This window comes from Micromonospora sp. IBHARD003 (assembly GCF_056106285.1).
Genome location: NZ_JBWBBX010000001.1, coordinates 6,221,831 through 6,248,024, shown reverse-complemented (window position 1 = coordinate 6,248,024; position 26,194 = coordinate 6,221,831). Strand labels below are relative to the sequence as shown.

At 70.0% G+C, this 26,194-nt stretch carries 21 protein-coding genes; 6 read left to right on the top strand and 15 right to left on the bottom strand.

From position 1 onward, the window contains the following. The first annotated feature begins 348 nt into the window (after nucleotides 1-348). Complete coding sequence (locus ACTWOL_RS27770; protein ID WP_474299525.1) at nucleotides 349-582, top strand: DUF7455 domain-containing protein; 234 nt, start codon at nucleotides 349-351, stop codon at nucleotides 580-582. A gap of 256 nt (nucleotides 583-838) precedes the next feature. Here the strand turns inward: ACTWOL_RS27770 and ACTWOL_RS27765 are convergent, their stop codons facing one another. From ACTWOL_RS27765 to ACTWOL_RS27745, 5 genes are all read right to left on the bottom strand, one after another. Beyond that, complete coding sequence (locus ACTWOL_RS27765; RefSeq protein WP_474299524.1) at nucleotides 839-1,669, bottom strand: S1 family peptidase; 831 nt, start codon at nucleotides 1,667-1,669, stop codon at nucleotides 839-841. A gap of 153 nt (nucleotides 1,670-1,822) precedes the next feature. After that, nucleotides 1,823-3,328: an RNA polymerase sigma factor gene (locus ACTWOL_RS27760; protein ID WP_474301276.1), complete on the bottom strand. Its 1,506-nt coding sequence runs from the start codon at nucleotides 3,326-3,328 to the stop codon at nucleotides 1,823-1,825. A gap of 526 nt (nucleotides 3,329-3,854) precedes the next feature. Further along, nucleotides 3,855-4,754, bottom strand: coding sequence for a FadR/GntR family transcriptional regulator (locus ACTWOL_RS27755; RefSeq protein WP_474299523.1), 900 nt, complete (start codon nucleotides 4,752-4,754; stop codon nucleotides 3,855-3,857). 551 nt (nucleotides 4,755-5,305) lie between these two features. Continuing rightward, complete coding sequence (locus ACTWOL_RS27750; RefSeq protein ID WP_474299522.1) at nucleotides 5,306-6,067, bottom strand: NUDIX hydrolase; 762 nt, start codon at nucleotides 6,065-6,067, stop codon at nucleotides 5,306-5,308. Between the two features lie 264 nt (nucleotides 6,068-6,331). Then, nucleotides 6,332-8,059, bottom strand: a complete 1,728-nt coding sequence (locus ACTWOL_RS27745; protein ID WP_474299520.1) for a DUF4192 domain-containing protein — start codon at nucleotides 8,057-8,059, stop codon at nucleotides 6,332-6,334. Nucleotides 8,060-8,331: 272 nt separating this feature from the next. Here ACTWOL_RS27745 and ACTWOL_RS27740 point away from each other — a divergent pair, with 272 nt between their 5' ends. Continuing rightward, complete coding sequence (locus tag ACTWOL_RS27740; RefSeq protein ID WP_474299519.1) at nucleotides 8,332-9,021, top strand: alpha/beta fold hydrolase; 690 nt, start codon at nucleotides 8,332-8,334, stop codon at nucleotides 9,019-9,021. 87 nt (nucleotides 9,022-9,108) lie between these two features. On the opposite strand, the gene ACTWOL_RS27735 is transcribed toward ACTWOL_RS27740, so the two are convergent. Beyond that, a complete protein-coding gene (locus ACTWOL_RS27735; RefSeq protein WP_474299518.1) occupies nucleotides 9,109-11,268 on the bottom strand; it encodes a RecQ family ATP-dependent DNA helicase in 2,160 nt (719 codons plus the stop codon). Nucleotides 11,269-11,722: 454 nt separating this feature from the next. Here ACTWOL_RS27735 and ACTWOL_RS27730 point away from each other — a divergent pair, with 454 nt between their 5' ends. Next, nucleotides 11,723-12,349: a hypothetical protein gene (locus ACTWOL_RS27730; protein WP_474299517.1), complete on the top strand. Its 627-nt coding sequence runs from the start codon at nucleotides 11,723-11,725 to the stop codon at nucleotides 12,347-12,349. Between the two features lie 155 nt (nucleotides 12,350-12,504). On the opposite strand, the gene ACTWOL_RS27725 is transcribed toward ACTWOL_RS27730, so the two are convergent. From ACTWOL_RS27725 to ACTWOL_RS27715, 3 genes are all read right to left on the bottom strand, one after another. Next, the gene (locus ACTWOL_RS27725) at nucleotides 12,505-13,125 is read right to left on the bottom strand and encodes a hypothetical protein (RefSeq protein ID WP_474299516.1); all 621 of its coding nucleotides are present in this window, start codon (nucleotides 13,123-13,125) and stop codon (nucleotides 12,505-12,507) included. Nucleotides 13,126-13,232: 107 nt separating this feature from the next. Continuing rightward, a complete protein-coding gene (locus ACTWOL_RS27720) occupies nucleotides 13,233-13,940 on the bottom strand; it encodes a ribonuclease HII (protein ID WP_474299515.1) in 708 nt (235 codons plus the stop codon). Nucleotides 13,941-14,101: 161 nt separating this feature from the next. Beyond that, nucleotides 14,102-14,731 (bottom strand): TetR/AcrR family transcriptional regulator, encoded by a 630-nt coding sequence (locus tag ACTWOL_RS27715; RefSeq protein ID WP_474299514.1) that lies wholly within the window; start codon nucleotides 14,729-14,731, stop codon nucleotides 14,102-14,104. Between the two features lie 127 nt (nucleotides 14,732-14,858). Between ACTWOL_RS27715 and ACTWOL_RS27710 the strand changes: the two genes are divergently transcribed. Continuing rightward, nucleotides 14,859-16,409, top strand: a complete 1,551-nt coding sequence (locus ACTWOL_RS27710) for an MFS transporter (protein ID WP_474299513.1) — start codon at nucleotides 14,859-14,861, stop codon at nucleotides 16,407-16,409. A gap of 174 nt (nucleotides 16,410-16,583) precedes the next feature. Here ACTWOL_RS27710 and ACTWOL_RS27705 read toward each other — a convergent pair whose 3' ends face one another. From ACTWOL_RS27705 to ACTWOL_RS27690, 4 genes are all read right to left on the bottom strand, one after another. Continuing rightward, the gene (locus tag ACTWOL_RS27705; RefSeq protein WP_474299512.1) at nucleotides 16,584-18,488 is read right to left on the bottom strand and encodes a DUF4153 domain-containing protein; all 1,905 of its coding nucleotides are present in this window, start codon (nucleotides 18,486-18,488) and stop codon (nucleotides 16,584-16,586) included. A 248-nt stretch (nucleotides 18,489-18,736) separates the two neighbouring features. Next, nucleotides 18,737-19,786 (bottom strand): ADP-ribosylglycohydrolase family protein, encoded by a 1,050-nt coding sequence (locus ACTWOL_RS27700; RefSeq protein WP_474299511.1) that lies wholly within the window; start codon nucleotides 19,784-19,786, stop codon nucleotides 18,737-18,739. 7 nt (nucleotides 19,787-19,793) lie between these two features. Continuing rightward, nucleotides 19,794-20,459: a histidine phosphatase family protein gene (locus tag ACTWOL_RS27695; protein ID WP_474299510.1), complete on the bottom strand. Its 666-nt coding sequence runs from the start codon at nucleotides 20,457-20,459 to the stop codon at nucleotides 19,794-19,796. A gap of 162 nt (nucleotides 20,460-20,621) precedes the next feature. Continuing rightward, nucleotides 20,622-21,227 carry a YdbC family protein gene (locus tag ACTWOL_RS27690; protein WP_474299509.1) on the bottom strand — a complete coding sequence of 202 codons (606 nt, stop codon included), beginning with the start codon at nucleotides 21,225-21,227 and terminating at the stop codon, nucleotides 20,622-20,624. 91 nt (nucleotides 21,228-21,318) lie between these two features. On the opposite strand from ACTWOL_RS27690, the gene ACTWOL_RS27685 reads away from it, so the two are divergent. Together ACTWOL_RS27685 and ACTWOL_RS27680 are read left to right on the top strand one after the other, a co-directional pair. Continuing rightward, nucleotides 21,319-21,552: a hypothetical protein gene (locus ACTWOL_RS27685; protein WP_474299508.1), complete on the top strand. Its 234-nt coding sequence runs from the start codon at nucleotides 21,319-21,321 to the stop codon at nucleotides 21,550-21,552. A gap of 126 nt (nucleotides 21,553-21,678) precedes the next feature. Beyond that, entirely contained in the window at nucleotides 21,679-22,209 is a 531-nt protein-coding gene (locus ACTWOL_RS27680; protein ID WP_474299507.1) for a TerD family protein, read from the top strand. A 55-nt stretch (nucleotides 22,210-22,264) separates the two neighbouring features. Here ACTWOL_RS27680 and ACTWOL_RS27675 read toward each other — a convergent pair whose 3' ends face one another. Together ACTWOL_RS27675 and ACTWOL_RS27670 are read right to left on the bottom strand one after the other, a co-directional pair. Next, a complete protein-coding gene (locus tag ACTWOL_RS27675) occupies nucleotides 22,265-23,065 on the bottom strand; it encodes a uracil-DNA glycosylase (protein ID WP_474299506.1) in 801 nt (266 codons plus the stop codon). A gap of 213 nt (nucleotides 23,066-23,278) precedes the next feature. Further along, entirely contained in the window at nucleotides 23,279-26,182 is a 2,904-nt protein-coding gene (locus tag ACTWOL_RS27670; protein ID WP_474299505.1) for a vitamin B12-dependent ribonucleotide reductase, read from the bottom strand. Nucleotides 26,183-26,194: the final 12 nt, after the last annotated feature.

Sequence of the window (26,194 nt, the reverse complement as noted above, 5' to 3'; positions counted from 1 at the left end):
AACGCCACCCTCGTGCGCGTTCATGCTAGTCCACGGTCGCATACACGTTCGATCCCTCGATCGAGTGACGCGCACATCACGTTCCCTTCGGCGCATGAACCATTTAGGCTCCGGGCACGTCCTCATGAACAACCGGCAAGCCAGCCGGGAGGACGCCGAGACAACAAGCAAGCAAGCGAAACCGTAAAGCGAAGCAATACGGCACATTCGCCGCCAGCCGTCGGCAGCCAGCCGCCTTGAAGCAGCTCGAAGAAGAAGTTTCGAGGAAAAGGCCCGAGCGGGAACGTTTTCGGCCTGGTTGGATGTTGACCCTGGTACGACAGCTCGTCGAGCTAGAGAAGAGGCGACGTGACTACTGTTCTGACCCCCGCGAGCCCGCTGACGGCCGCTGACCGTTGCGACCGCTGCGGCGCCCAGGCGTACCTGCGCGTCGTCCTGACCAGCGGTGGTGAGCTGCTCTTCTGTGCTCACCACGGGCGCAAGTTCGAGCCGGAACTCAAGAAGATCGCCGTTGAGATACAGGACGAGACGGAGCGGCTGACGGCTGTACAGGCCAGCTCCGGCGAAGAAGACGAGCGCTGACTCTCGCGTCCTACGACGAGCCAAGGGCCGGTCCAGGACCGGCTGATGGGCGACCGCCCCCCTCCCAAGGGGGCGGTCGCCCGTTCTCATGGCCCCTTGCGCACGGCCGACGACGGTCCGCATCCGGTACGGCCGCCGGCGCGGATGACATGGGGGCGGCGTGCGGCAGCGCGCGCACCGCAGACGGCCAGGGACGCAAACGCCCCGCAGGCCACCGCTGGACCCAGGCGGGCCACAGGCTTCCTGCTCCCGTGCGTCACAGGTAGGCGGCGACCGAATCCAGCACCGCGGAGACCCGGGTGTAGACGCCGGGACTGTCCGCCCGGCCGCATCCGCTGCCCCAGGACACCAGCCCGATCAGACGGCCGTTCGCCACGAGAGGCCCTCCGCTGTCTCCCTGACACGCATCGTGACCGCCCTTCGCGTCCCCCGCACACAGCATCGTGGTGGGCTCGTAGCGGCCGACAGGGACGCCCGGATACGCCGTTCGGCATGCCTCGTCCGCCAGCACCTGCACCGGCGCGGCATGCAGCGCGGACGCATAGGCGCCTGCACCCGTGGTGTCACCCCAGCCGTAGACCAGGGCCGCGGTGCCCACCGTGTACGCCGCATCGCCGGCTCGCGCCAAGGCAATCACTTGCGCGGCGGGAAGCGCCTTCGAAAGCGTCAGTACAGCCATGTCGGAAGTGTTCGACACCGGGTCGTAAGCGGGGGCGATCCGCGTCTCCCGCACCGCGATCTCCTGCCCGCCCGAGCCGAGAAGCTCGTCCCGTCCGACGATGACCCGAAGGTCCTTGATCTGCTCCACGGGTGCCCCCAGTACTTCCCGGGAGAGACAGTGGGCCGCCGTGAGCACCTTCGTCGGCGCGACCACCGCACCACCGCAGAACTGACCCGCCCGGATACCGCCGAACCGGTTACGGCTGGACAGGGCGACGACCCACGGGTTGTCCACCGACCGCGCCGCACTACCGCCGATGATCACACTGTCGGCGGAGGCGGAGGCAGGATGGGCGAGCGGCACCAGCACCGCTGCCGCCGCCAGGGCCAGGTGTCGTGTCAGTGCTCGGGCGATGGGGCGACGCATACCGTCTCCAGACTCTCCGGTGAATGTCCGTCCACTCAGAGTCAGCCACGCCGCGAGGGCCCGCACCCGGTGTGCCACGCCGAAGGGCCCGGCTCCCTGTTCGGGGAGCCGGGCCCTTGGTACCGCTGTTTCGGCGGACGACGCGCGTCCGGACTAGTCGAGGTAGTCCCGCAGCACCTGCGAACGCGACGGGTGCCGCAGCTTCGACATCGTCTTGGACTCGATCTGACGGATCCGCTCACGCGTGACGCCGTAAACCTTGCCGATCTCGTCGAGGGTCTTCGGCTGGCCGTCGGTGAGGCCGAAGCGCATGGAGACGACGCCCGCCTCGCGCTCCGACAGGGTGTCGAGCACCGAGTGCAGCTGCTCCTGGAGGAGTGTGAAGCTGACCGCGTCGGCCGGGACGACGGCCTCGGAGTCCTCGATCAGATCACCGAACTCGCTGTCGCCGTCCTCACCCAGCGGGGTGTGCAGGGAGATCGGCTCACGGCCGTACTTCTGGACCTCGATGACCTTCTCCGGGGTCATGTCGAGTTCCTTGGCCAGCTCCTCCGGGGTGGGCTCACGGCCCAGGTCCTGGAGCATCTGCCGCTGCACACGCGCGAGCTTGTTGATGACCTCGACCATGTGCACCGGGATACGGATGGTGCGGGCCTGGTCGGCCATGGCACGGGTGATCGCCTGCCGGATCCACCAGGTGGCGTACGTGGAGAACTTGTAGCCCTTGGTGTAGTCGAACTTCTCGACGGCACGGATCAGACCCAGGTTGCCTTCCTGGATGAGGTCCAGGAAGAGCATGCCGCGGCCGGTGTAGCGCTTGGCGAGCGAGACGACCAGACGGAGGTTGGCCTCGAGGAGGTGGTTCTTGGCGCGGCGGCCGTCCTCGGCGATGATCTCCAGCTCTCGCTTGAGCTTCGGCGCGAGCTTGTCGGAGTTGGCCAGCTTGTCCTCTGCGAACAGACCCGCCTCGATGCGCTTGGCAAGCTCGACCTCCTGCTCCGCGTTGAGGAGGGGAACCTTGCCGATCTGCTTGAGGTAGTCCTTGACCGGGTCGGCGGTGGCGCCGGCCGCGGCGACCTGCTGCGCGGGCGCGTCGTCCTCGTCCTCGTCGGAGAGTACGAAGCCGGCGCTCTCGGCGCCCTCGGGCTCGTCCGCGCCGCCCTTGCCGGGCTGCACGTCGTCGAGAACCTCTTCGCCCTCGACGAGCTCGTCGGCGTCCTTCTTGGCGGTGGTCTTCTTGGCCGCCGTCGTCTTCTTGGCCGCGGTCTTCTTGGCCGCAGTCGTCTTCTTGGCCGCGGTCTTCTTGGCCGCAGTCGTCTTCGCGGACGCCGCCGCCTCGTCGGCCGGCATCTCGTCGGCTCCGGCGGTGGCCGCCGGAGCCGCGGTGGCGGCGGCGACGGTCTTCGCCGTGGTCGTCTTGGCCGCGACGGTCTTGGTGGCGGTGCGCTTCGCCGGGCTCTTAGCTGCGACGCTCTTTCGGGTGCGCTTGGGCTCCGCGGCACTGACCATCAGCGTCACACCCTCTTCCTCGAGGATCTGGTTGAGGCTGCGCAGAACATTCTTCCACTGGGTTGGCGGAATCTGGTCAGCCTCGAAGGCCCGACGCACGTCATCGCCGGCGATCTGCCCATCAGCCTTTCCCCGCTCGATGAGCGCCATCACAGACTCGGACTCGACGATCTCCGGCGGGAGCGTACGGGATGTGCTGGCCGACACGAACAACCTCTCGGAACGATGGAAAACGGCTTCCGGCCCCGCCCACGTTCGGACCGGAGCCGACGACCGCCGGTTTGGGGATGTACCGACGGCGCGGGCTGTACCTCGGAGGTGAACAGCGCCGTGAACGGCGTCTGCATTCCCTCCTCGGCTGTCACCTCTTAGGTCATCGCACTGTTTCGACGAGCGTTACGCCCATTACGCGTGGCCCGAGTCACACCTCATTTACGACAAAACGACCAGAAAGGAACATTGCCCCGCATTTACCTGCTCGGTCGCCTCGCGGGGGACTTCTGCCACCTTCCCGCCAACCGGCCCGGGCAATCATCCGGACGGTCTCGTACGCGATCGCTTTCCGACCTGTCCACGATCACGGCCACGATCGTGTCGCCGGACCCGAAGGTCCGGCGACACACGATCCGGTGACGCACGACGGAGTGCGCCCCCGGGCGCCGCTGCGGCCGCGCGGTCAGTGCTCGCGCGGGGCGGGTACGACGCGGTCAACCTCGGGGTGGGCGGTGAGCAGTTGACGCATGGCCGCCTCGGCGCCGTTCGGGTCGCCGGCGGCGAGAGCGTCGACGATCCGGGCGTGGTGGGCCAGGGACGCCTCGGAGGGGCGGTCGCATCCGGCGGCGGGACCCCCCGAGACCTGGAGCGCGGCGCCGACGATGCCGGAAAGGTGCTCCAGCATGCGGTTGCCCGCGATCTGGATCAGAAGGGAGTGGAACTCGGCGTCGGCACGCGTGAAGGTGATCCCGTCACCCTGGGTGAACGCGTGATTCATGATCTCGACCATGTCCGCCAGGCGCTGCTGCACATCCTCGCGGCCGTGACCGGCGGCAAGGCGGGCGGCGAGCGGTTCGATCGTCCAGCGGAGCTCGGTGAGCTCGCGCCGCTGATCGTCGCGCTGCGGACCGAAGGCGCGCCACTCGATGATGTCGGGGTCCAGCAGATTCCAGTCGCTGACCGGACGGACCCGGGTGCCGACGTTGGGGCGGGCGCTGACGAGGCCCTTGGCCTCGAGGACGCGGAGCGACTCCCGGACGACCGTCCTGGAGACCTCGAAGCGCTGGCCGATCTCCTCGGGAACGAGGGGCCGGTCGGCGCCGAGGTCACCGGAGACGATCATCTGGCCCAACTGCTGGACGAGTTGACCGTGGAGGCCACGGCCCCGGCTGCCCGCCGCGCGGCGGCCGACCGCACGGCCCAGCTCGGCGTCCGAAGTGTCCCAGGCCGGGGGGCCCACGCGGCCCGCCCGGTCGACACCGGGTGCCTCCGGGTAGGGATATCGGTCGAGTTCGCCCGGGCCGACGAGGCCGGACTCGGCGGGGCGGGCGGCGGTCATCATGGTGTGCGCAAGGGTACTCACGCATCCTTTGTCGGCGTCGTCCGCGCAGCCCTTGAGGTCTTTGGTGAAAAGCACACGAAAGGGTGATCACCGCCCTCACCACAATTGACGACTTATCAGGAATAAACGGTCACTCGGCGGGGAGTTGCGAAGGCATATGACCGTGCGGGCCGGTATGCGTCACCTTCGGGCCCGGCTCCGAAGGTCGCCTGACAGGCTCCGCCCGGCGACTCCGCGCGTGACAACGCCGCTGACCGCTGCCGGAGTTGACGGAGGACGCGAGTCGGCCGCACCACCCCGCGACTACCCGCAACCGCCCACGAAACAGACACCCCGAAGCACTCCCCGTTCACGGTCCGGCAGGGCACCGCAGAGACCGGGACGCACCAACTCCAGCGCGCATCCGGAGGGTTCGCGCCGGGTGCGAGCCAACTCATGGGCACCGATGCCGCCATGTGCGCCGAGGCGGCCATGCGGACACGACCCGCGGCCGACGAAGGGGCGCGACCCGCACGCCATCAGCCGTCACCGGGCCCAGCAGAAGCCGGCCCTCATCGCACCGTCGCCCCTCGTCAGACCTCGGGCCGCAGCATGGGCGGATTGAGCAAGGTCGCCCCACCGGCCCGGAACAACTGCGCGGGACGGCCGCCCTGGCGGGTCGTGGTCCCGCCCTCCGGCACGAGAAAGCCCGGAGTGCCTGTGACCTTCCGGTGGAAGTTCCGTGGGTCCAGCACGACACCCCACACCGCCTCGTACACCCGCCTCAGCTCTCCCACCGTGAACGCAGGGGGGCAGAAGGCCGTGGCCAGCGAGGAGTACTCGATCTTGGACCTGGCCCGCTCGACACCGTCCGAGAGGATCTGCGCATGATCGAAGGCGAGCTGAGCCGAGGGGTCCTCCTCCCGTCCCCCGTTCTCCGGGCTCAGCAGCGACTCGACGGGCGCCCAGCGCGCGCTGTTCGCGTCTCCGCCCGCACGCGGTGCCGGCAAGTCCGGGGAGAGCGCGAGATGGGCGACGCTCACCACACGCATACGGGGATCGCGCTTCGGGTCGCCGTACGTGGCCAGTTGCTCCAGGTGCGCACCGTTGCCGGGGGCGGGCGAATCCGGATCGTGGACGCACAGACCGGTCTCCTCGACGAGCTCCCGAGCCGCTGCCGCGGCAAGATCCTCGTCGGCCCGCACAAACCCCCCGGGCAGCGCCCAGCGCCCCTGGAACGGAGGCTCCCCGCGACGTACCACCAGTGCGCAGAGTGCATGGCGGCGTACGGTGAGCACGACCAGGTCGACGGTGACGGCGAACGGCGGGAAAGCCGACGGGTCGTAGGGTGACATGCCGCGATCATAGTCGTCTTCCTGACGATAAACACTCCCTTCGTGATCGGGAACCGACGACTTCTCCCATGCCTCCTTCGTGCTCGGGTGCCTGACTCCCCCGTCCGGCACCGTGTCCCGTCGTCCTCCTACGGCGGCGTGCCGTCTCCGTCGCACACTCGGTGCAGCAGGTCCCGGACCCTGCTGCACGCCCGAGCACTCGGCGGAGGTCTCCACCCCTTCGCGCCCCACCGGCGCCCGGAAAGCCCGCGCCCGGTTGCGCGGTCAGCCTCCGTCGTGGCCTGCGTCCGAACGCCGCCGCGGGCGCCGGTCCGGCATACGCGGCCGGGACCGGCTCCCTGCCTCCGGACGACCCCGGCCGGAAACGGGCCGACGCATGGAAAGGGAAGGGGAAGCCGCTGCGGATGAACGGCCCGCAGGCACGCCCCGCCTCCGAACGCCCTGGGATCCCCGGCCCCCGGACCCCGCACGCGGCTCGCTTCCCGGCGGCTTCTGCTCTGCTCCTTCTTGCACCTCCGTGGCCGTAACCGTCGGAGGCAGCGGATGGGGCAGGGCAGACCGAGCGGCCAGAGCTTCCCCGGCGCCGGCGGCCGCGGGGGCACAGTCCGGCCCGGACTTCGCCGTATCCGGTGCCGCTTGCTCGCGAAGGCAGCGGCGGAGCTCCTCCGGGTCCAGTCCGTCGTTGCACGCCTGGTGCAGCAGTCTCGCGAAGAGATACTCCGGGTCGGCCATCAGCGCGAGGCCCAGCGCGACCCTCGCCGCGGGCTCGTCGCCGGTCGACCAGGAGACCCACCCCGCGAGCGCGAGCGGCGCCGCGGCATGCTCCCCGTACGACCCGACACAGCGGCGTGACAGCGCCCGCCAGAGTCGCAGGGCGTCGTCGGCTGCCGGGCCCTCCATCCATGCCGCGGCCGTGTCCCTGGTGTGCCGGTCCTGCAGCCCGAGAATCACCGCCGCCGCCTCGTCGTGCGTGATCAGCCGGTCATCGCGGGCGTCATCCTCGGACCAGCCGGCGCTTGCGGCCATCCGCTCCGACAGCCGCGTCATAAGCCGCCGGGCGAGTCGCAGCGTCTCCGCACCAACCTGCTCCCGGCCTCCGTGATCGGCGATCCTCGGCACCAGCGCCGAGGCCGCCCGGTCCAGGGCTCTCTCCTGCTCCACCACCGTGGATGTCCGCAGCGGTTCCAGCCGAGCCTCAAGGTCCCGCAAAGACCCCCTTACCTGGATCCCCGCATACGCGGCCGCCGCTGCCATCACTGACGTACCCGGCATGACCATGGCTGTCCCCTCCGCCGGACAGCACCGAAGATCCGGGCAGCAGTAGGACCAGAAGCGACCGTCGGAAATGCACAGCGCCTCGTACACCGGCACATCGAATGAGCCGCAGGCCGTCCGCAGCCCCTGGGCGAGGGGACGCAGCCGCTCCATCACCTCGCGGCCCGTCTCTCCGGCCGAAGGGTCCTGGCACAGGAAGACGATGATGCCGTCCGGCTCCGCCCGGCGCCGGCGGCAGGCCTCGATCAGGCACTCGGCGAGCTGCTCGGCCATCGGAGGCCACTCGCTCGGCGGGGCGGGGATGCCGACTCTCAGCCTGCCGCCGAAGCGTCCCCGCGTGCCGTGGAGTGCGACCATGACCACCGAATCCGTCGGGTGAAATCCCATCAGGTACGGCAGGGCATCGGCGAGCTCGGCCGGGCTGCGCAGGGTGATGGACTGCTGGTCCGCCGACTCCGCAGACTCCCGCTGCGGCGCCTCGGACTCCTCTTCTCCTTCCTTCGCGGGGAACCCGTCCGGCAAGCCGGCTGATTCCTCGAGCGCGTCGGCGGATGTCCCCGCCGGGACGGGGAACTCGGCCTCCTCGGCCCAGAGCTCGACGGGCTGGGGCTCCGCCGAACGGATCTCGGGATCGGCATCCGGTGGCTGTGGCGTGCCGACATGATCGTGGGGTGCAGGACGTTCTTGCGACTGCTGGTGTTCGTTGCTCTCTCGCATGCCTCGACGGTCCCGCGATCAAGCCGTCCCCGCCAGCCCTGTGGATAACGTTGTCCACAGGCTCGATCTCAGTTGCCCAGGACAAGGCGAGCACCACGATCACGAACACCTTCTGAACCGATTGTCTGGCGCCCGAGCCTCAACACCGGTGTTCGCACGAGTCGCTGACGTGCTCTCAATTCGATGTCGTCCGACGGCCGAATCGCTGTCTGCGCGGTTCGGCCGTGAGTGAACACCGTTTCCCTCCCGGGCTCCCCGGACAGCCTGCGGACATGGTCGACCACCACACCCTGCACGTCGGAGGGATCCGGCTGGCCTGTCAGATCTCCGGCCCGCCGGGGGCTCGGCCGCTGGTCCTGCTGCACGCACTGGGCAAGGACTCAACGGACTGGGACGACGTGACGCCCGTCCTCTCCCGGCACCGGCGCGTGCACGCGCTCGACCTCCGGGGGCACGGCCGCAGCGACTGGCCCGGGTCCTACTCGCTGGAGGCCATGCGCGACGACGTCCTCGGCTGCCTCGACGCGCTCGGGCTGGAAGGGGTGGATGTCATCGGCCACTCCATGGGCGGCTTGGTCGCCTACCTGCTCGCCCAGGAGCATCCGCAGCGCGTGGATCGTCTCGTACTGGAGGACGTTCCGGCGCCACGGCCCCGGAAGCGCACCTCCGCGACCCGGCCGGAGGGGGAGTTGACCTTCGACTGGGAGATGGTCAGGGCCGTCAGGGCGCAGATCGACACGCCCGATCCGGCGTGGCTCGAGCGGCTCGACGACGTCACCGCCGAGACACTCGTCATGGCCGGCGGACCGCAGAGCCATGTGACCCAGGACGGGGTGGCCGAGCTTGCCTCCCGGATTACGCGCGGGCGGCTCGCTGTCGTGCCCGTGGGGCATCTGATCCATGAGGCGGCCCCGCAGGCATTCGTGGACCTCGTCCTGCCGTTCCTGCGGGAGGGCACATGACGCCCGCAGCCGCACACATGACGACCCGGACGCACCATCCTCCCTTCGGTTTCCGGCCGTTCCGGCGGCCGGGTCGGCGGGATTCGCCTACCCGCCCAGGGCGAGGACGAGCGGGAGCACCCTCTCGGCACCGGCCTGGCGCAGCAGGCGTGCGCCGACGGCCAAGGTCCAGCCGGAGTCGGTGTAGTCGTCGACGAGAAGGACCGGGCCAGGAGTGCCGGCCAGGGCGGCGGCGAGTTCGTCGGGCACGACGAACGAGTCGGCCAGGGCACGCAGCCGTTGGGCGGAGTTGCTGCGGTGTGCCCCATGCCCGTCGGCCTGCGCGGAGTAGGCCAGGCTCCCCAGCAGCGGGAGCCTGCCGACCCGGGCCAGGCCCCCGGCCAGGGAGGAGACCAGCTGCGGGCGGGTACGGGACGGCATGGCCACGATCCCGACCGGACGCGCCGCCGCGTCGGGGCCACCTCCGGCCCAGCCGCCCGGGGAGCGCGCCCAGTCGGCCACCACCGTCACGACGGCGGCCATCACATCGTCCGGGACCGGCCCGTCCGGCGCCTGTTCCGACAGCAGCGGACGCAGGCGGTTGCCCCAGCCGATGTCCGACAGCCGGCCCAGCGCACGCCCGGTCGCCGCCTGCTGGCCTTCGGGGATCCGGCCCTTGAGGTCGATTCCGACCGCGGGCATGCCCGACGGCCACATCCGGCGCGGCTCCACCTCTGCCCCGGGGCGCTCCAGCTCACCGGTCGCCGCAGCGAGAGCGGCGGGCGCGACGGCGGCATCGAGCCAGGAGCCGGCGCAGGAGTCGCAGCGACCGCACGGAGCCGCCTTCTCGTCGTCGAGCTGCCGCTGCAAGAACTCCATCCGGCACCCGGTGGTCGCGACGTAGTCCCGCATGGCCTGCTGCTCCGCCTTGCGCTGCCGGGCCACCCACGCATAACGGTCCGCGTCGTAGACCCACGGCTGCCCGGTGGCGGTCCAGCCCCCCTTGACGCGTGCGACCGCTCCGTCGACGTCCAGGACCTTCAGCATCGTCTCCAGGCGGGACCGCCGGAGATCCACCAACGGCTCAAGCGCCGGCAGCGACAGCGGACGCCCCGCCTGTTCCAGAGCCGCCAGTGTGCGCCTCACCTGCTCCTCGGGAGGGAAGCCGACCGAGGCGAAGTACGCCCAGATCGCCTCGTCCTCACGCCCTGGCAGCAGCAGTACGTCCGCATGGTCCACCCCGCGCCCCGCACGTCCCACCTGCTGGTAGTACGCGATCGGGGACGAGGGCGACCCCAGGTGCACCACGAACCCCAGATCGGGCTTGTCGAAGCCCATCCCCAGTGCGGAAGTAGCCACCAGCGCCTTCACCCGGTTCGCCAGCAGATCCTCCTCCGCCTGCAACCGGTCGGCGTTCTCTGTCTTCCCCGTGTAGGAGGCCACCGGATACCCGCGCTGCCGCAGAAACGCCGCGACCTCCTCGGCCGCCGCCACCGTCAGCGTGTAGACGATTCCCGAGCCCGGCAGATCCCCCAGGTGCTCCGCCAGCCACGCCAGCCGGTGCGCCGCATCCGGCAGCTCGAGCACCCCCAGCCGCAGACTCTCCCGATTCAGCGGGCCCCGCAGCACCAGGGCCTCGGCGCCGCCGGTGCCCAGCTGCTCGGCCACATCCGCGGTGACCCGCGCATTGGCCGTGGCGGTGGTCGCCAGGACCGGTACGCCGGGGGCGAGCTCGGCAAGCATCGCCCGCAGCCGGCGGTAGTCGGGGCGGAAATCGTGTCCCCAGTCGGAGATGCAGTGAGCCTCGTCGACCACCAGCAGTCCGGTCGTGGCCGCAAGCTTGGGCAGAACTTGATCCCGGAAGTCCACAGAGTTCAGACGCTCCGGACTTACCAGGAGAACATCGATCTCGCCGTTCTCGACCTCTTCATGGATGGAGTCCCACTCCTCCGGGTTGGCCGAGTTGATGGTGCGTGCCCGGATACCGGCCCGCGCCGCCGACTCGACCTGGTTGCGCATCAGCGCCAGCAAGGGGGAGATGATCACCGTGGGACCCGAACCGCGTCGGCGCAGCAGAGCGGTGGCCACGAAGTACACCGCCGACTTGCCCCAGCCGGTGCGCTGCACCACCAGAGCACGCCGACGCTCCTCCACCAGCGCCGACACCGCCCGCCACTGGTCTTCCCGCAGCCGTACGGAACCCTCACGGTCACCGACCAGTTCGGCGAGGATGGCATCGGCTTCGGCACGGAGCTCCAGAACGTCCATGCCTCCATGCAACCCGATGGCACTGACAACGGGCCAGTTCACCCCGCGTGACCGGCAAGACTCGGACAGTCCACGGGCAGGCGCCCGTCAGACAGCGCACATCGCCGGACGACGTCCCGGCATCTTCGGCCAGGACTCATCGACGATCTTCCGGACTGCGGCCGGCTCCTCGCATTCGCGGAGCGGCTGTCGCGCCGCGCCGAAGCCGAGAGGGTGTTCCCGCTGGTCCCGGCCACATCCGCATGAGAGGCACCAAGCGCGGGAAGGGCAAGGAAATGAGCGTCATACCTGCCTATTCCAGTCAGCGGGCTCAATTGCTCGTTGCCGCCCGCCCGTAGGCCCGCAAGAATTGGAACCGCCCCCGCACGGCCCGTTCGTGGTCCGGAAGGGCTGTGTCGCGGCGCGCCTCACCCACCCCTGCCCGCACTGTGGGCGCGTATGCGAAGGGAGGAACGTGACCTTCGGATTCGCCTCGTCCACAGCCGCCTCGGTCAAGGGCGCGGCCGGCTCGACCAGTCGCCTGGCCCGGATGCTGGAGCCCGCCGAATGGGCCGCCGCCGGGATACCTCTGCTGCGTAACCCCCGTGAAGTGGTCAGCGGTCTGCACACCCGTCACCGGCCCGGCCCGTCGACGGCCGTCGTGGCCGTGCTCGACCATGAGGAGAGACTCGCGGCCAGCGCCTCGTTCGCCCGGCGCTCCGTTCCCGCGGACGGCTGGGACTTCCGCAATGCTTTGCTGGCTCATCTGCGCCGGGTGATTCCGCACGACCTGCGCCGGCGCACCCCGGCCCGAACCGCCGTGCTGCTCTACTGCCGTGAAGGCGACGAGCGCTGGACGGAGGAGGACGGGGCGTGGATGTGGGGCCTGCGTGACGCCTGTACCCTGCACGGCCTGCGCTGCGGCGCGTACATCACGCTGACGCGCGGTGGATGGCAGGTACTGGGAGAGGGTCGCGGCGGCCGCCGACCCAACTCCGAGTCCTCGCCGGACGATTGGGGCATCGCCGCCGCACCGGGAGTGGCCCCGTTGCGCGCCGCGAGCGGAGCTGCCGAGATTCTCCGCCGCACGGCGGCCCGCTGAGACTTCGGGAGCAGCCCGAAAGAGCAGGGCCACCAGGCTGATACCGGCACGGCCCCGCCGGATCGGGCACGTCGAAGCGACCGGCCGCGATAAACACGGCCGGTCTGACGAGCACACGCGACCGCGTGGTCCGCCGCCGCCGACCCGGCGCGGGCTCAGACGCCCGCGCCGAGCACGGTGTTGATGCGCTCTGGATCGCCGCAGACGATGAGCAGCGCTCCCGCCCGGCTCACGGCGACGGGCAGGGCACGGACGGCTTCGTCGTCGCTGCTGCCGTTGACGGCGAGGACGACCACCGGCCGGGAGGCTGCCCGGTCCGCCGAGGCGGCGTCCGCGTAGAAGACGTCGTCACGGGCTTCGTGCTGTGCCCAGTAGGCACTCTCACCGAACGACAGCTCGTGCGCGGCCCAAGGGTGCTGATCGCCGGTGGTGAGGACCAGGATGTCGCCGGGCGCCCGACCGGAGTCGAGCAGCAGGTCGACCGCCTCGCCCGCGGCGTCCAGCGCGCCCGCGGCCGGGGCCGGGATCAGCTGGATCTGCGGTCCGGAACGATTCTCCGGCCGGGGCGAAGGGATCTGCCCCGCCGGACTGTGGGTGCGCTGTGCGGGTGGAGCGGGCCGGGCCGGGCCGGGTACCGGGCGTCCGGGACGGGGCGTGGCCACGGTACGCGGGCCGGGTACGGGACGAGGGGTCGGCGCGGTGCGGCCGGCGGCCGCAGCAGTGCGGGGACCCTGGGCAGTCTCGTGAATCTGAGGCTCCTCGGGGATGAGAGGCATGAGTGGATATCTATCAAACGCCGGCGCGTCTGGCATCGGCGGGTGGGTACATGAGTGCGATCTGTTACGTAGGTCGCCTCACACAACGGCCTGGAGGCCGGTCTGGATCAGAAGTCGAAGCCGAGTTGGCCCTCGCTCTCCAGCACGGCGGCCACCGCGGGGACGCGCACCTTCTTGAGGTGCCGCCACTGCGGCAGACCGTCGAGGAACGCCCACGACAGCCGGTGGTACGGAGTGGGACCGAGCTCCTCCAGCGCCGCCTTGTGCACGGGCGCGGGATAGCCCGCGTTGTCGGCGAAGCCGAAGGCCTCGCACGCCGGCTCCAGCCCCAGTTCGGCCATGAGCGCATCCCTGCGCACCTTGGCCATCACCGAGGCCGCCGCCACCGCGACGCAGGACTGATCCCCCTTGACGACCGTACGGACGCGCCAGGGCAGACCCAGGTAGTCGTGCTTGCCGTCGAGGATGACCGCGTCGGGCCGCACCGGCAGTCCGTCGAGGGCGCGCACGGCGGCCAGCCGGAGCGCGGCGGTCATTCCGAGTTCGTCGATCTCCTCCGGGGTGGCATGCCCCAGCGCGTGCGCCGTCACCCACTGCTCCAGCTGCTCAGCCAGCTCCGTGCGGCGCTTGGGGCTGATCAGCTTGGAGTCGGTGAGGCCTGCGGGAGGTCTGCGCAGACCCGTGACGGCGGCGCATACCGTGACCGGTCCGGCCCAGGCCCCGCGCCCGACCTCGTCGACTCCCGCGATGATCTTGGCGCCGGTGGTAGCCCGGAGGGAGCGCTCAACGGTGTGGGTGGGTGGTTCGTACGGCATGGCGCCAGTCAGGGTACGCCGCTCCGGCGGCCCGCGACACCCCGGTTATCGGTCAAGGCCCCCATCCCGGTCGTGCCGCCCGCCGGGAACCGGATCCGGCAGGTCCTCGGAACGGAGTTCAGCCGTTCCGAGCGCCCGGATCCGGCTCGGCCCGGCGATGTTCAGCCGACCGCGGGCCGCAGCAGCGGGACCATGATCTGGTCGATCATCTCGGCGATCTCCACGTCCCGCCATTCGCTTCCGCACATCTTCGTGCGGTACATCATGACTGCCGGGATCACATCGACGACCAGCCCCCCGACGGCGTCCGGGCGGACGTCACCACGCTGTACACCCCGGGAGACGATCTCCTCGAAGAGACGGTTCGCAGGCTCGGTGACCTCGCGGAGGATCAGGGCACGGAAGCGCTCCGCAGCGCGTCCACCGTCGCACTCGTGAAGCACAGAGCGAAGAGCGCAGCCGGGCTTCGAGTACATGGCCTCGCGGATCCGCAGGCAGAGCTGATAGAGGTCCTCACGGACGCTGCCGTGGTCGGGAGCGTCACCCACACTGGGGAGACCGACCCTCAGAGCCTCCACGACGAGTTCCTCCTTTGACGGCCAGCGGCGGTAGACCGCGGCCTTGCCGGTCTGGGCCCCGGCGGCGACACCCTCCATGGTGAGTCCGCTCCAGCCCACCGTGCTCAGCTGGTCGAGCGCGGCGTTGAGGATCGCCTGTTCGAGCACGGAACCGCGGCGGCGCGGTGCCACCGGCTGCGGCCGAGCGGAGGCCGCAGAGCGTGAAGTAACCATCGACAACTCTCCATCGAAACGGGGTCGGTAGCGTTCAGAGAACGCTTGCGTTCCCTGTCGGGGACTCACTACCTTTGACGAGCGAGTGAACGGCTCCGTTCACTGACTCTTGCATGGGGGACCCATAGTGACGACCTCTCAGCTCAGAGACCAACGCAAGCCGGGCACGGCCCGCCGGGAGGGGCGTCCGGGAATCGCCCTCGCCGTCATCGCCGCCTGCCAACTCATGGTGGTACTCGACGCGACGATTGTGAACATCGCGCTTCCGCACATCCAGGACGCGCTGCACTTCTCCACCACCGATCTGTCCTGGGTGCTCAGCGCCTACACCCTGACGTTCGGCGGTCTGCTCCTCCTCGGCGGCCGCGCGGGCGACATCCTGGGCCGGCGCCGTGTGTTCATGGCCGGCATCCTGATCTTCACCCTCGCCTCGCTGCTCGGCGGGCTCGCTCAGGAGCCGTGGCAACTGCTCGCCGCACGAGCGCTACAGGGCGTCGGCGGGGCGATCGCCTCGCCCACGTCGCTGGCGCTGATCACGACGACGTTCCCCGAAGGGCCTGAGCGGAACAGGGCGTTCGGGGTGTTCGCCGCCGTATCGGCCGGCGGCGGCGCCATCGGTCTGCTGGCAGGCGGCATGCTCACCCAGTGGCTCGACTGGCGCTGGGTGCTCTTCGTCAACGTCCCGATCGGCATCCTGATCGCCTTCCTCGCCCCTCGCTACATAGGCGAGTCGGAGCGCCACCCCGGCCGCTTCGACATAGCGGGCGCTCTGACCTCCACAGCCGGTATGGCCTCGCTGGTGTACGGATTCATCCGGGCCTCGGAAGAGGGCTGGCGGGATCCGCTCACGCTCGGATCGTTCGTCGCGGCGGTCATCCTGCTCGGCGCCTTCGCGCTGGTCGAGTCCCGGGCCAGGGAGCCGATCACCCCGCTCAGGATGTTCGCCGACCGCAACCGCTCGGGTTCTTACCTCGTCATGCTGAGCCTGGCCGCGGCGATGTTCGGCATGTTCTTCTTCATCGTGCTGTTCGTGCAGAACGTGCTCGGCTACACCCCGATCAAGGCCGGTCTGGCGTTCCTTCCCGTCACCGTCGCGATCGTCACCGGTGCAGCGCTTTCCCAGCGTCTGCTTCCGGTTCTGGGTCCCAAGCCGTTCATGGTCGCGGGTTCCGCGATCACCGGCACCGGCCTGCTCTGGCTGACGCTCATCAGCTCGGAGAGCTCGTATGTGAGTGGTGTTCTGGGCCCGATGGTGCTCTTCGGCTTCGGCATGGGTCTCAACTTCGTGACCCTCACGCTGACCGCCGTCTCGGGCGTCGCGCCGCACGAGGCCGGCGCCGCTTCCGGGCTGCTCAACGCGACACAGCAGGTGGGCGGCTCGCTCGGGCTGTCCATCCTGGTCACCGTGTTCGGCACCGCGAGCCGGGACGAGGCGCAGACGCAGGTGCCGCTGTTCATGGCCCAGTCGTCTCCGGAGCAGAAGGCGCAGTTCGCCAAGACGAGTGAGCTGCCCGCACCTTGGGGTCACGAGGTGCTGACCGAAGGCATCGCGACGTCCTTCGTGGCGGCTGTGGGAATGGTGCTGATCGCTCTGATCACGGCGTCCGTGGTGGTACGCGTCCGCAAGAGCGACCTGGAGGCGCTGAGCGGCGCGGCCGGCCCCGGGCCTGCCGCCTAGCCGCGAGACATCGAGGAGCGCGATATGAGGTCCGCCGGTTGCGGCGGACCTTCGCGGACCGGGCTCCGGCAAGCCGGGCCCACGCCGCCGCTCGGCACACGACGGCCTTCGACGGATCGGCCTGAGCACTGCTCCGGCCAATCCGCCCAGGCCCCGGGGACGGTAGGGCCGGGATCAGTCCATTCCGGTGCCCGGGTCGTACTCGTCGGAGCCGGTGCTCCCCCTGTCATCGGGGGCGTCGCCATCTCCGTACGGGTCGCGCTCGTCACCGGTCCGCCGGTCACCGGAGCCAGGGCAGTGGGAGACCCCGGTATCGACCGGCCGGTCCTTGAGGATCGACCTGGCTCTGGCACGGCCCCAACTGGTCGCGTACCAAGGCTCGTCCGCCTTGTCGAGGTCACGGGCGATCTGCTTCATCGCACACGACCGGAAGGGCTCAGGCAACCGGTCGAGGGCGGGCACGGCGTCTGCGGAGAGCTTCCGCAGATAGACGAGGTCGATCTTCCCGCTCTTCTCGTGGCGCTGCACGTTCCGCTCGGCGATCAGTGCGTCCGGTGACACGAGCCCGAACGCCAGCACGGCTACCGTGGCGCTGCCCACGACGGCTCTCGGCAGCCATCGGCTCCCGAGGAGCCCCGCGGCGACAATGAGAACGATCACCAGGCCGAGCCACAGTTCCATCGCGGCCACCGAGACCCGCAGCCGGGTCAGCCCGTACGCGTCCACGTACAGATCCATCCTGCGCAGCGCGGATGCCACCACGACCAGGGTGAGCAGACACAACGAGCCCAGCACCGCACGGACCAGGGTGCGGTCGCGGGCGCCGTCGCGCGGCGCCCAGCGCAGCGCGAGCCCGATCACGAGCAGGGTGAGCAGGGTGGCCCAGAGCAACTGCCAGAACCCCTGGCGCGCGTACTCGGCATAGGTCAGCCCCGTCTCGCTGAGCACCTTCTCGTATCCGCCGAAGAGGACGGCGAGCTGGACGGCGATGAAGGCGGCGAAGAGAAGATCGAGGACCAGCAGCGGAAGCGCCCACTCGAGTCGGCCCCGCGGCTTGCCGCTCCGGAGCATGAGCCGGTCCCAGCGGATCGGGGCGGCCGCCGTGCGGGCCATGGCGAGTGCACCGAGAAGGCCGACGACGAAGAGGAAGAACCGCCAGGGGGCTTCGCCGACCGGGACGTCGGGGATCAGTTCGCCGAGCAGATCGGCGAAAGCCGCGTCCGCGCCGGCAAACAGCGCGCCGAACACGATCAGCAGCCCGGCCGCCACCGCGGTGGTCCGGAACACGGGACCCCAGCGGCCGTGGGACCCGTCGGCTCGCTCACGCAGCCCCCGCCAGCCCCAGGCGGCACCGGTGGCCAGCGAGTCGAGGAGTCCGGCCGGTGCGAGCAGTACTCCCGTCCAGCTGCGGCCGCCGTGCAGGGCGAGCGCACCGACGGCCAGCGCCGATACGACGGCCAGAAAAGAAGGCCACCCCGCGTCGCGCAGTACGGGTACGGCCAGCAGGGCCAGCGAGCCGAGGGCCCATACGGCCGTCCAGGGACGGAGCACGCGACCGGCTCCCTGGGCGGCGAAGAACGCGGCGAGTGCGGCGGGCACGGTCACGATCAGCAGGTTCACGCCCAGACCGTCGCCCATCAGCAGTGCGCTCAGCAGCGCGGTGGCGAGGACGCTCCAGAGCGTGGCGGCGCGTACCGGAGCGGGCGGCACCGGACGCAGATCACCGAGCAGCGGCTTCGGTCGTCGTACCGGGGGCGGCCACGGCTGCCCTGGTGGGGGCCAGGGAGAAGGAGGGACGCGGCCGGGAGCGGACGGGTACGGGGTTCCCGGTGCGGACGACAGCGGTGCGGACGACAGCGGCTGCGGATTGCGCGGCGCCGCTGCAGGGAACGCGGCAGCAGTCTGTGGAGGCGATGCCGCGGCGGTGTCCCGAGGTACGTCGGCAGGCTGCTGCTCGCCCGGTTCCGCGCCCTGTCGCTGTTGCGGACTCCGGCTTCGGCCGCCCTCCTGTGCCTCGTCTCCTACCCGGTCCTCGGGCTCCGGCTCGCCGCCGAGCGGGCTGGACGTTATCTCTGACACGGGACCCCCTCCCCACCGAGCCCCTCGCTCGCCACTGTTGCGGCGCGAGCGGTCCCGGTACTTCGTCGGCGCACCGGTCATGATCTACGCGGCGGCGTGGCGAAAGGGTAGCGGCAGGCGGCACCATACGGTCATCCACGGTCACGCTGTGGCAGGACCGTGACACTCAGGTCGGGGACGAGTTCGTGATCGACGGTGGCCGGCGTGCGGTTCCCCTTCCGCGCGAGACCGGAACAGGGGGACAGTCCTCAGTCCTGTCCGGTAGAGCCCGACGGCAGCCAGGAGGGCAAGGTCTCCGTCCGGTCCAGCCACTCGGCCGGCGGGGATCCCCCAGCGGCCGCCGCGACGACCCCGCCGACGATGGCGCAGGTGGTGTCCACGTCCCCGCCCACCTGTGCGGTCTCCCAGAACGCCTTCTCGAAGTCGCCGAGTGCCCGGGCCGCCGACCAGAGGGCGAACGGCACCGTGTCATGGGCGCTCGTACGCCGACCGTTGCCGAGAACAGCGGCGACCGTCGTCGCGTCGCCGTAGTCGAGCATGTCACGAGCACGCCGAAGCCCTGCTCCGACCGCGCTGCGCGGCACCAGCGCGATCACCTTGTCGAGCAGCTCGCCGGGCGTGGGCGGCCCCGACGGGGAGGCCACGAGCGCAGCGGCCGCCGCGACGGCCATGCTGCCGACCACAGCCTCGCGATGCTGGTGCGTCGTGTACGACGAGATCTCCGCCTGATGGGTGGCCTGCTCAGGATCACCGGCGTACCAGGCACCGAGGGGAGCGATGCGCATCGCCGAACCATTACCCCAGGAGCCCTGGCCGTTGAACAAGGCCGCGGCGAGTTCACGCCAGTCGCCGCCCTCGCGGATCAGCCGGAGCATACGGTTGACCGCCGGCCCGTAGCCGCGGTCGAAGTCGTGGTGCTCCGCGAACGAGCGGGCGAGTGCGTCCTGGTCGATCCGGTGATGGGAGAGGAGCACCGCCAGTACGGAGCACGCCATCTCCGTGTCGTCGGTCCACTGCCAGGGGCCGGCCGGCAGCTCGCGCCGCTTCAGCAGCGGATAGTTCGAGGGCACGAAGAACTGGGAGCCCAGGGCGTCACCGACGGACAGCCCTCGCAGGCTGGCCAGGGCACGGGTCCAGCGCCGGTCGGCGGAACCGGCCGGGTCGGACGCGGCGGTGTCGGGGGCAGCGCCCGCTCCGCCGTTCTCGCTGGGGCCGCTGTCCGCGACGGTATCGGCGATGCCGGAATTGCCGGATCTATCAGAGTTTTCGCAGGTGCCGGAGGAGGATTCAGAGCTCATCGCATGACTACTCTATCCGGTGGTCTCCGTACGACTCGGGGGTGCACCAGCGCTCGAAGGGCCTGTCCAGTGTGTAGCGCCCGTCGTCACCGAGCAGCAGCATGCGGGTCGCGCCGTTCTCCGGATTGGACAGTGACTCGAATTCGGCCACCGTCCAGTGGAACCAGCGCATACAGAACAGCCGCATGGTCAGCCCGTGGGTGACGATCAGCACATTGGGTGGATGGTCGGGTGCTTCGAAGCTCCGGTAGAGGCTCTCCAGGAACGCCCCCACCCTGTCGTAGACGTCGGCACCCGACTCGCCCTGGGGCAACCGGTAGAAGAAATGCCCGTAAGCGTCGCGGTGGGCCTTCTGCAGCCGCACGTCATCCCGGTCCTGCCAGTTTCCCCAGTCCTGCTCGCGCAGTCTGGGCTCCTCCCTGACCCGCACGAGCGCCGGATCGAGATGGAATGCCTTGTAGGTCTGATGGGTGCGGCGGTACGGCGAGACATAGACGCTGACCCGCTCCTGCCCGAAGAGCTCCCGCAGCCGCTTTCCCGTCTCCTCCGCCTGGCGCCATCCGCGCTCCGTGAGCCGCAGGGCGTGGTCGGGCTCGCGCTCGTACACCGAGTCGTCGGCGTTTCCCTCCGACTCTCCGTGCCGGACCAGAACGATGCGCCGCGGACGTGCCATAGGACAAACAGTAGATCGACCGGCGACCGGCCGAGTCATCGACCGGGCCGGGGCCACGCGTTCATCAGCCGTGTCCGGGCCCTGCCGACGCGTCCCGGCCCGGCCCGGTCACGGCGCCCGGGTGCCCAGGACCCGCACCCGCCGGCCACCGTGCGTCCCCGTTCAGACCGTCCAGGAAGCCTCGAGGTTCACGACGTCTCCCGCGAGGGCCGCGATGTCCGCCTCCGTCTGCGCGCGCAAGGAGAGCCGTTCCACCCGTTCCACGCGGTACTTGCCGTGCTCGGCCGCCGACTGCCACATGGACAGCACGAGGAACTCGTTCCCCGGTGCCTCCCCGAACAGCCCGCGCACCATCCCCGGCGACCCCGCCATCGCCGGGTTCCACACCTTCTCCTGCATCAGCGAGAAGTGCTCCACGCGGTGCTCGTGCACCCTGCAATGGGCGACGCGGACCACGTCGGCTTCGGTGAAGCGGGGCTCGAAGCCCGTCTTCACATCGAAGCGGTGGTCGAAGAGTTTGACCTGCCCGTCCTTGTACGTGCCCGACTGCGCCGCCGCCAGCCGGTCGTGCGAGCGCGCCATGAAGGAGTCGTAGAACGCACGTGTCTCCCAGAACGCGAACACATGGGCGACATCCGGCCGCCTACGGCTCCATCCTCCGCCCTGCCCCCGGAATCCCGGCTCACCCAGCAGCCCCGCCCATTTCCGCTGCCCCCGCTCGAACCCCCGACGGTCCACCACGGTGCAGCGAATCCACTTGACCAGCACCGCGCCATCGTACGGCGCGCGGCGTGGCGCTGGTCACTGTCTGCCGGAAGGAGACCTCCGCGGCCGCCCGGCTCCGACGAGAATGATCTCCGTGCGACCCCTCCATGTGAATCCGCCGTTCGCCCGCCTGGACTCGGCCGAGCGCGTGCTCGTCGCGGGCGCAGGCGCGGGCGGCGGCTTCGACATCCACACGGGACTGCCGGTGGCGCTCTCGCTGTGGCACCAGGGCAAGGACGTGCTTCTGGCCCATCTGTCCTTCAGCGCCATCGAGGCCTCCCGGGACGGGGTCGTACGGCAGCGGCCGCTGCGCCGTATCCCCCACTGAGCATCGCACCGCCGGCCGGCCGGGCGACCGAAAGTGTCCGGACCGGCACCGGTCGGCGTGACAACATGGGCGTGTGCAAAGGGTGTTGACACCCGCGGCGGCCGTTCACAACGGAAGGGAAGCAGGGTGAGCAGTCTCAGCAAGGGGCTCCGCAAGGTTCAGGTGACGCTCCAGTGGGATCCGAGTCCCCTCGGCGCTCAGCCGATCGATCTGGACATCGTCGCGGCCACCTACAAGGAGGACGACCCGCACGGTTCGCCCGCGTACCTCGTGTATTTCGGAAGCCGGTCCCCCGACGGCACCATCACCCTCAACAGGGACAGCACGACCGGTCAGGGCTTCGGCCCGGACGAGGTCATGACGCTGGAACTCGACCGTCTGGCCGCCGAGTACACGCGGGTCGTGGTGGGGGTGGTCATTCAGCAGCGCGGCGGTGGGACGGTGTTCGCCGACATCAGGAACACCGGCGTACGGATACTCGAAGGCCATGTCGAGCTCGCCGGCGACGATCTCTCCGGCGTCCCGGAAGCCACGGCCGCGACCATCGCGGAGTTCGCCCGGAACGACACGGGCGAGTGGCACCTGCACACCTCCGTCCGTGGCTTCGTCGCCGACCCGGCGGAGTTCGCGGCGCTGATGGGCGCGGCGCATGCCTGAGCGCCCGTCGCCACGGGGTGTCCCATCCCGGGCCCGGCGGTCGCCACGGGGTGTCTCAGAGCGCGCGCGGTGATCCCGGCGGCAGTTGCGCCAGCTCAGCAGCGAGGCGGAGCACGTCGACGAGCATGCCGAAGGTGAGCCGGCCCGTGAAGGTGTTGCGCTGGCTCGGGTGATAGCTCCCGATGAGGTGCAGATCAGGCCGCGCGTCCCTGGCCGGCAGGACGACGTGTGCGCCGTGTGCGAACGCCGGACGGGGGCGCGGCGCCTGCCAGCCGGTGGTGCCGAGCGCCGTCAGGAACGCCTGCCAGCCGAAGCCGCCGAGTGCGACCACGGCACGCAGTCGTGGACTGAGCAGTTCCAGTTCGGCCGACAGCCATGGCCGGCAGGTGTCCCGTTCCCGAGGGGTGGGGCTGTTCTGCGGCGGAGCGCAGTGCACCGGTGCGGTCAGCCGCACACCGTGCAGCGTGAGCCCGTCCCCGCGGTGTGCGGACACCGGCTGCGAGGCCAGTCCGACCTCGTGCAGCGCGGCGTAGAGGAAGTCACCGGAGGCGTCCCCGGTGAACATCCGCCCCGTCCGGTTGGCTCCGTGCGCGGCGGGGGCGAGCCCGACCACGGCCAGTGGCGCGTCCTTCGGCCCGAATCCGGGGACCGGTCGTGCCCAGTAGTCCCAGTCCCGGAACGCCGCGCGCCTGACGCGGGCCACCTCCTCGCGCCACGCCACCAGCCGGGGGCACGCCCTGCACCGGGTCACCAGGGCGTCCAGCTCGTCGAGCCCTCCGCAGCGGGCGGCGTGACGGGCCGGGAAGGCCGCTTCGTCGGCGGCCGGAACGCCTGCGTCCTCGTCCGGTCCGGCCATGAACCCACCTTACTGACGCCCATCGCGGCCGGCGCGTGCTCGGCCGGACGCGTCCCCCTGCAGACGCCCGAGGCCGCGCCGACCACGCCGTCACACACACGGCGGAGGGGACCGGCGCCGGCCGGTCCCCTCCTGACGTGCGCTCTGATCCTGACGTGCGCTCTGACGTGCGTCAACCCCGGGTGCTCAGGTGCCAGGGAACGCTCCCCGGAATCAGCTGCAGCCGCTGGTCGAGCCGCAGCCCTCGCAGATGTAGCAGGAGCCCGCCCGCTGCATCTTCGTACCGCAGGAGAAGCACAGCGGGGCGTCCGCGCTGATGCCGAGCTGCATCTCGACCAGTTCCGCAGAGGTGTGCGCCTGCTTGGGGGCCGGCACCTCGGCCTTCGGGGGTGCCACGGCCTTCAGCGTGTCCTGCTGGCGCGGGGCGGACTGGGCCAGGCCCTCGACGTCGACCTCGTCGTCGGACGGCTCGTACGAACCGGTCTCCAGATGACGCTGGCGCTCCTCGGCGGAGTGGATGCCGAGCGCCGAGCGGGTCTCGAAGGGCAGGAAGTCGAGCGCCAGACGGCGGAAGATGTAGTCGACGATCGACTGTGCCATCCGCACGTCCGGGTCGTCCGTCATGCCCGCCGGCTCGAAGCGCATGTTGGTGAACTTCGAGACGTAGGTCTCCAGCGGCACGCCGTACTGGAGACCGACCGAGACGGCGATCGAGAAGGCGTCCATCATGCCCGCGAGGGTCGAGCCCTGCTTGGACATCTTCAGGAAGACCTCGCCGAGACCGTCGTCCGGGTAGGAGTTGGCGGTCATGTAGCCCTCGGCACCGCCGACCGTGAAGGAGGTGGTGATGCCGGGCCGGCCCTTCGGGAGGCGCTTGCGGACGGGGCGGTACTCGACGACCTTCTCGACCGCGGTGCGGATGGTCTCCTCGGCCTTCGCCGCGATCTCGGCCTTCTTCGCGTCGCCCGTGTCCTTCTTCTTCGCGGAGAGCGGCTGGCCGACCTTGCAGTTGTCGCGGTAGATCGCGAGCGCCTTGACGCCCATCTTCCAGGCCTCGAAGTAGACCTCTTCCACGTCCTCGACGGTGGCCGTCTCAGGGAGGTTGACGGTCTTGGAGAGCGCGCCGGAGATCCACGGCTGGATGGCCGCCATCATGCGGACGTGGCCCATCGCGGAGATGGAGCGCTCGCCCATGGCGCAGTCGAAGACCTCGTAGTGCTCGGTCTTCAGGCCGGGGGCGTCGATGACGTTTCCGTGCTCGGAGATGTGGGCGACGATCGCCTCGACCTGCTCCGGCTGGTAGCCCAGACGGCGAAGGGCCTGCGGCACGGTGCCGTTGACGATCTGCATGGAGCCGCCGCCGACCAGCTTCTTGAACTTGACCAGCGCCAGGTCCGGCTCGAGGCCGGTGGTGTCGCAGGACATCGCAAGACCGATGGTGCCGGTCGGGGCGATGACGGACGCCTGGGAGTTGCGGAAACCGTTCTTCGCGCCGAGGCGGATCACGTCCTGCCAGGCCTCGGTGGCTGCGGCCCAGATCGGCGTGTCCAGGTCGTCCATGCGGACGGCCACGGTGTTGGCGTCGGCGTGCTGCTTCATGACCCGCTGGTGCGGCTCGGCGTTACGGGCGTAGCCGTCGTACGCGCCGACGACCGCGGCGAGCTCGGCGGAGCGCCGGTAGGAAGCGCCGGTCATCAGGGAGGTGATGGCGCCGGCGAGGGCGCGGCCGCCGTCGGAGTCGTAAGCGTGGCCGGTCGCCATCAGCAGCGCGCCGAGGTTGGCGTAGCCGATGCCCAGCTGGCGGAAGGCCCGGGTGTTCTCACCGATCTTCTGCGTCGGGAAGTCGGCGAAGCAGATGGAGATGTCCATCGCCGTGATGACCAGCTCGACGACCTTGGTGAAGCGCTCGACGTCGAAGGACTGGCTGCCCGCGCCGTCGTCCTTGAGGAACTTCATCAGGTTCAACGAGGCCAGGTTGCAGGACGTGTTGTCCAGGTGCATGTACTCGCTGCACGGGTTCGAGCCGTTGATCCGGCCGGACTCGGGGCAGGTGTGCCAGTGGTTGATGGTGTCGTCGTACTGAATGCCCGGGTCGGCGCACGCCCAGGCGGCCTCTGCCATCTTGCGGAAGAGGGTCTTGGCGTCGACGTCTTCGATGACCTCACCGGTCATACGAGCGCGCAGTCCGAAGGTGCCGCCCGACTCGACGGCCTTCATGAACTCGTCGTTCACCCGCACCGAGTTGTTGGCGTTCTGGTACTGGACCGAGGTGATGTCGTCCCCACCGAGGTCCATGTCGAAGCCCGCGTCGCGCAGCGCGCGGATCTTCTCCTCTTCCTTGACCTTGGTCTCGATGAAGTCCTCGATGTCGGGGTGGTCGACGTCCAGGATGACCATCTTGGCCGCGCGGCGTGTGGCGCCGCCGGACTTGATGGTTCCCGCGGAGGCGTCGGCGCCGCGCATGAAGGAGACCGGGCCGGACGCGTTGCCGCCGGAGGACAGCAGCTCCTTGGAGGAGCGGATGCGGGACAGGTTCAGACCGGCGCCGGAACCGCCCTTGAAGATCATGCCCTCTTCCTTGTACCAGTCGAGGATCGACTCCATGGAGTCGTCGACGGACAGGATGAAGCAGGCGGAGACCTGCTGGGGCTGGGGTGTGCCGACGTTGAACCACACCGGCGAGTTGAAGCTGAAGATCTGGTGCAGGAGGGCGTAGGCCAGCTCGTGCTCGAAGATCTCCGCGTCGGCGGGCGAGGCGAAGTACGTGTAGTCCTCGCCGGCCTTGCGGTAGGTCTTCACGATCCGGTCGATGAGCTGCTTCAGACCGGTCTCGCGCTGCGGCGTGCCCACCGCACCGCGGAAGTACTTGCTGGTGACGATGTTGACCGCGTTCACCGACCAGAAGTCGGGGAACTCGACGCCACGCTGCTCGAAGTTCACCGAGCCGTCGCGCCAGTTGGTCATGACGACGTCACGGCGCTCCCAGACGACCTCGTCGTACGGATGCACGCCGGGGGTCGTGTGGACTCGCTCGATACGCAGACCCTGCCGGGCTGCCGCGGCCTTGGCGCCCTTGGCTCGGGAGCCCCGTGCCGGGCCGCTCGTCGTCTCTGTCATGCCGCCTCCCAT

Excerpts from the sequence above, each read along its gene's own strand:
- ACTWOL_RS27765 (WP_474299524.1), bottom strand. The coding sequence starts at position 1,669 with ATGCGTCGCCCCATCGCCCGAGCACTGACACGACACCTGGCCCTGGCG.
- ACTWOL_RS27760 (WP_474301276.1), bottom strand. The coding sequence starts at position 3,328 with ATGGCGCTCATCGAGCGGGGAAAGGCTGATGGGCAGATCGCCGGCGAT.
- ACTWOL_RS27750 (WP_474299522.1), bottom strand. The coding sequence starts at position 6,067 with ATGTCACCCTACGACCCGTCGGCTTTCCCGCCGTTCGCCGTCACCGTC.
- ACTWOL_RS27745 (WP_474299520.1), bottom strand. The coding sequence starts at position 8,059 with ATGCGAGAGAGCAACGAACACCAGCAGTCGCAAGAACGTCCTGCACCC.
- ACTWOL_RS27740 (WP_474299519.1), top strand. The coding sequence starts at position 8,332 with ATGGTCGACCACCACACCCTGCACGTCGGAGGGATCCGGCTGGCCTGT.
- ACTWOL_RS27735 (WP_474299518.1), bottom strand. The coding sequence starts at position 11,268 with ATGGACGTTCTGGAGCTCCGTGCCGAAGCCGATGCCATCCTCGCCGAA.
- ACTWOL_RS27725 (WP_474299516.1), bottom strand. The coding sequence starts at position 13,125 with ATGCCTCTCATCCCCGAGGAGCCTCAGATTCACGAGACTGCCCAGGGT.
- ACTWOL_RS27720 (WP_474299515.1), bottom strand. The coding sequence starts at position 13,940 with ATGCCGTACGAACCACCCACCCACACCGTTGAGCGCTCCCTCCGGGCT.
- ACTWOL_RS27715 (WP_474299514.1), bottom strand. The coding sequence starts at position 14,731 with ATGGTTACTTCACGCTCTGCGGCCTCCGCTCGGCCGCAGCCGGTGGCA.
- ACTWOL_RS27700 (WP_474299511.1), bottom strand. The coding sequence starts at position 19,786 with ATGAGCTCTGAATCCTCCTCCGGCACCTGCGAAAACTCTGATAGATCC.
- ACTWOL_RS27695 (WP_474299510.1), bottom strand. The coding sequence starts at position 20,459 with ATGGCACGTCCGCGGCGCATCGTTCTGGTCCGGCACGGAGAGTCGGAG.
- ACTWOL_RS27675 (WP_474299506.1), bottom strand. The coding sequence starts at position 23,065 with ATGGCCGGACCGGACGAGGACGCAGGCGTTCCGGCCGCCGACGAAGCG.
- ACTWOL_RS27670 (WP_474299505.1), bottom strand. The coding sequence starts at position 26,182 with ATGACAGAGACGACGAGCGGCCCGGCACGGGGCTCCCGAGCCAAGGGC.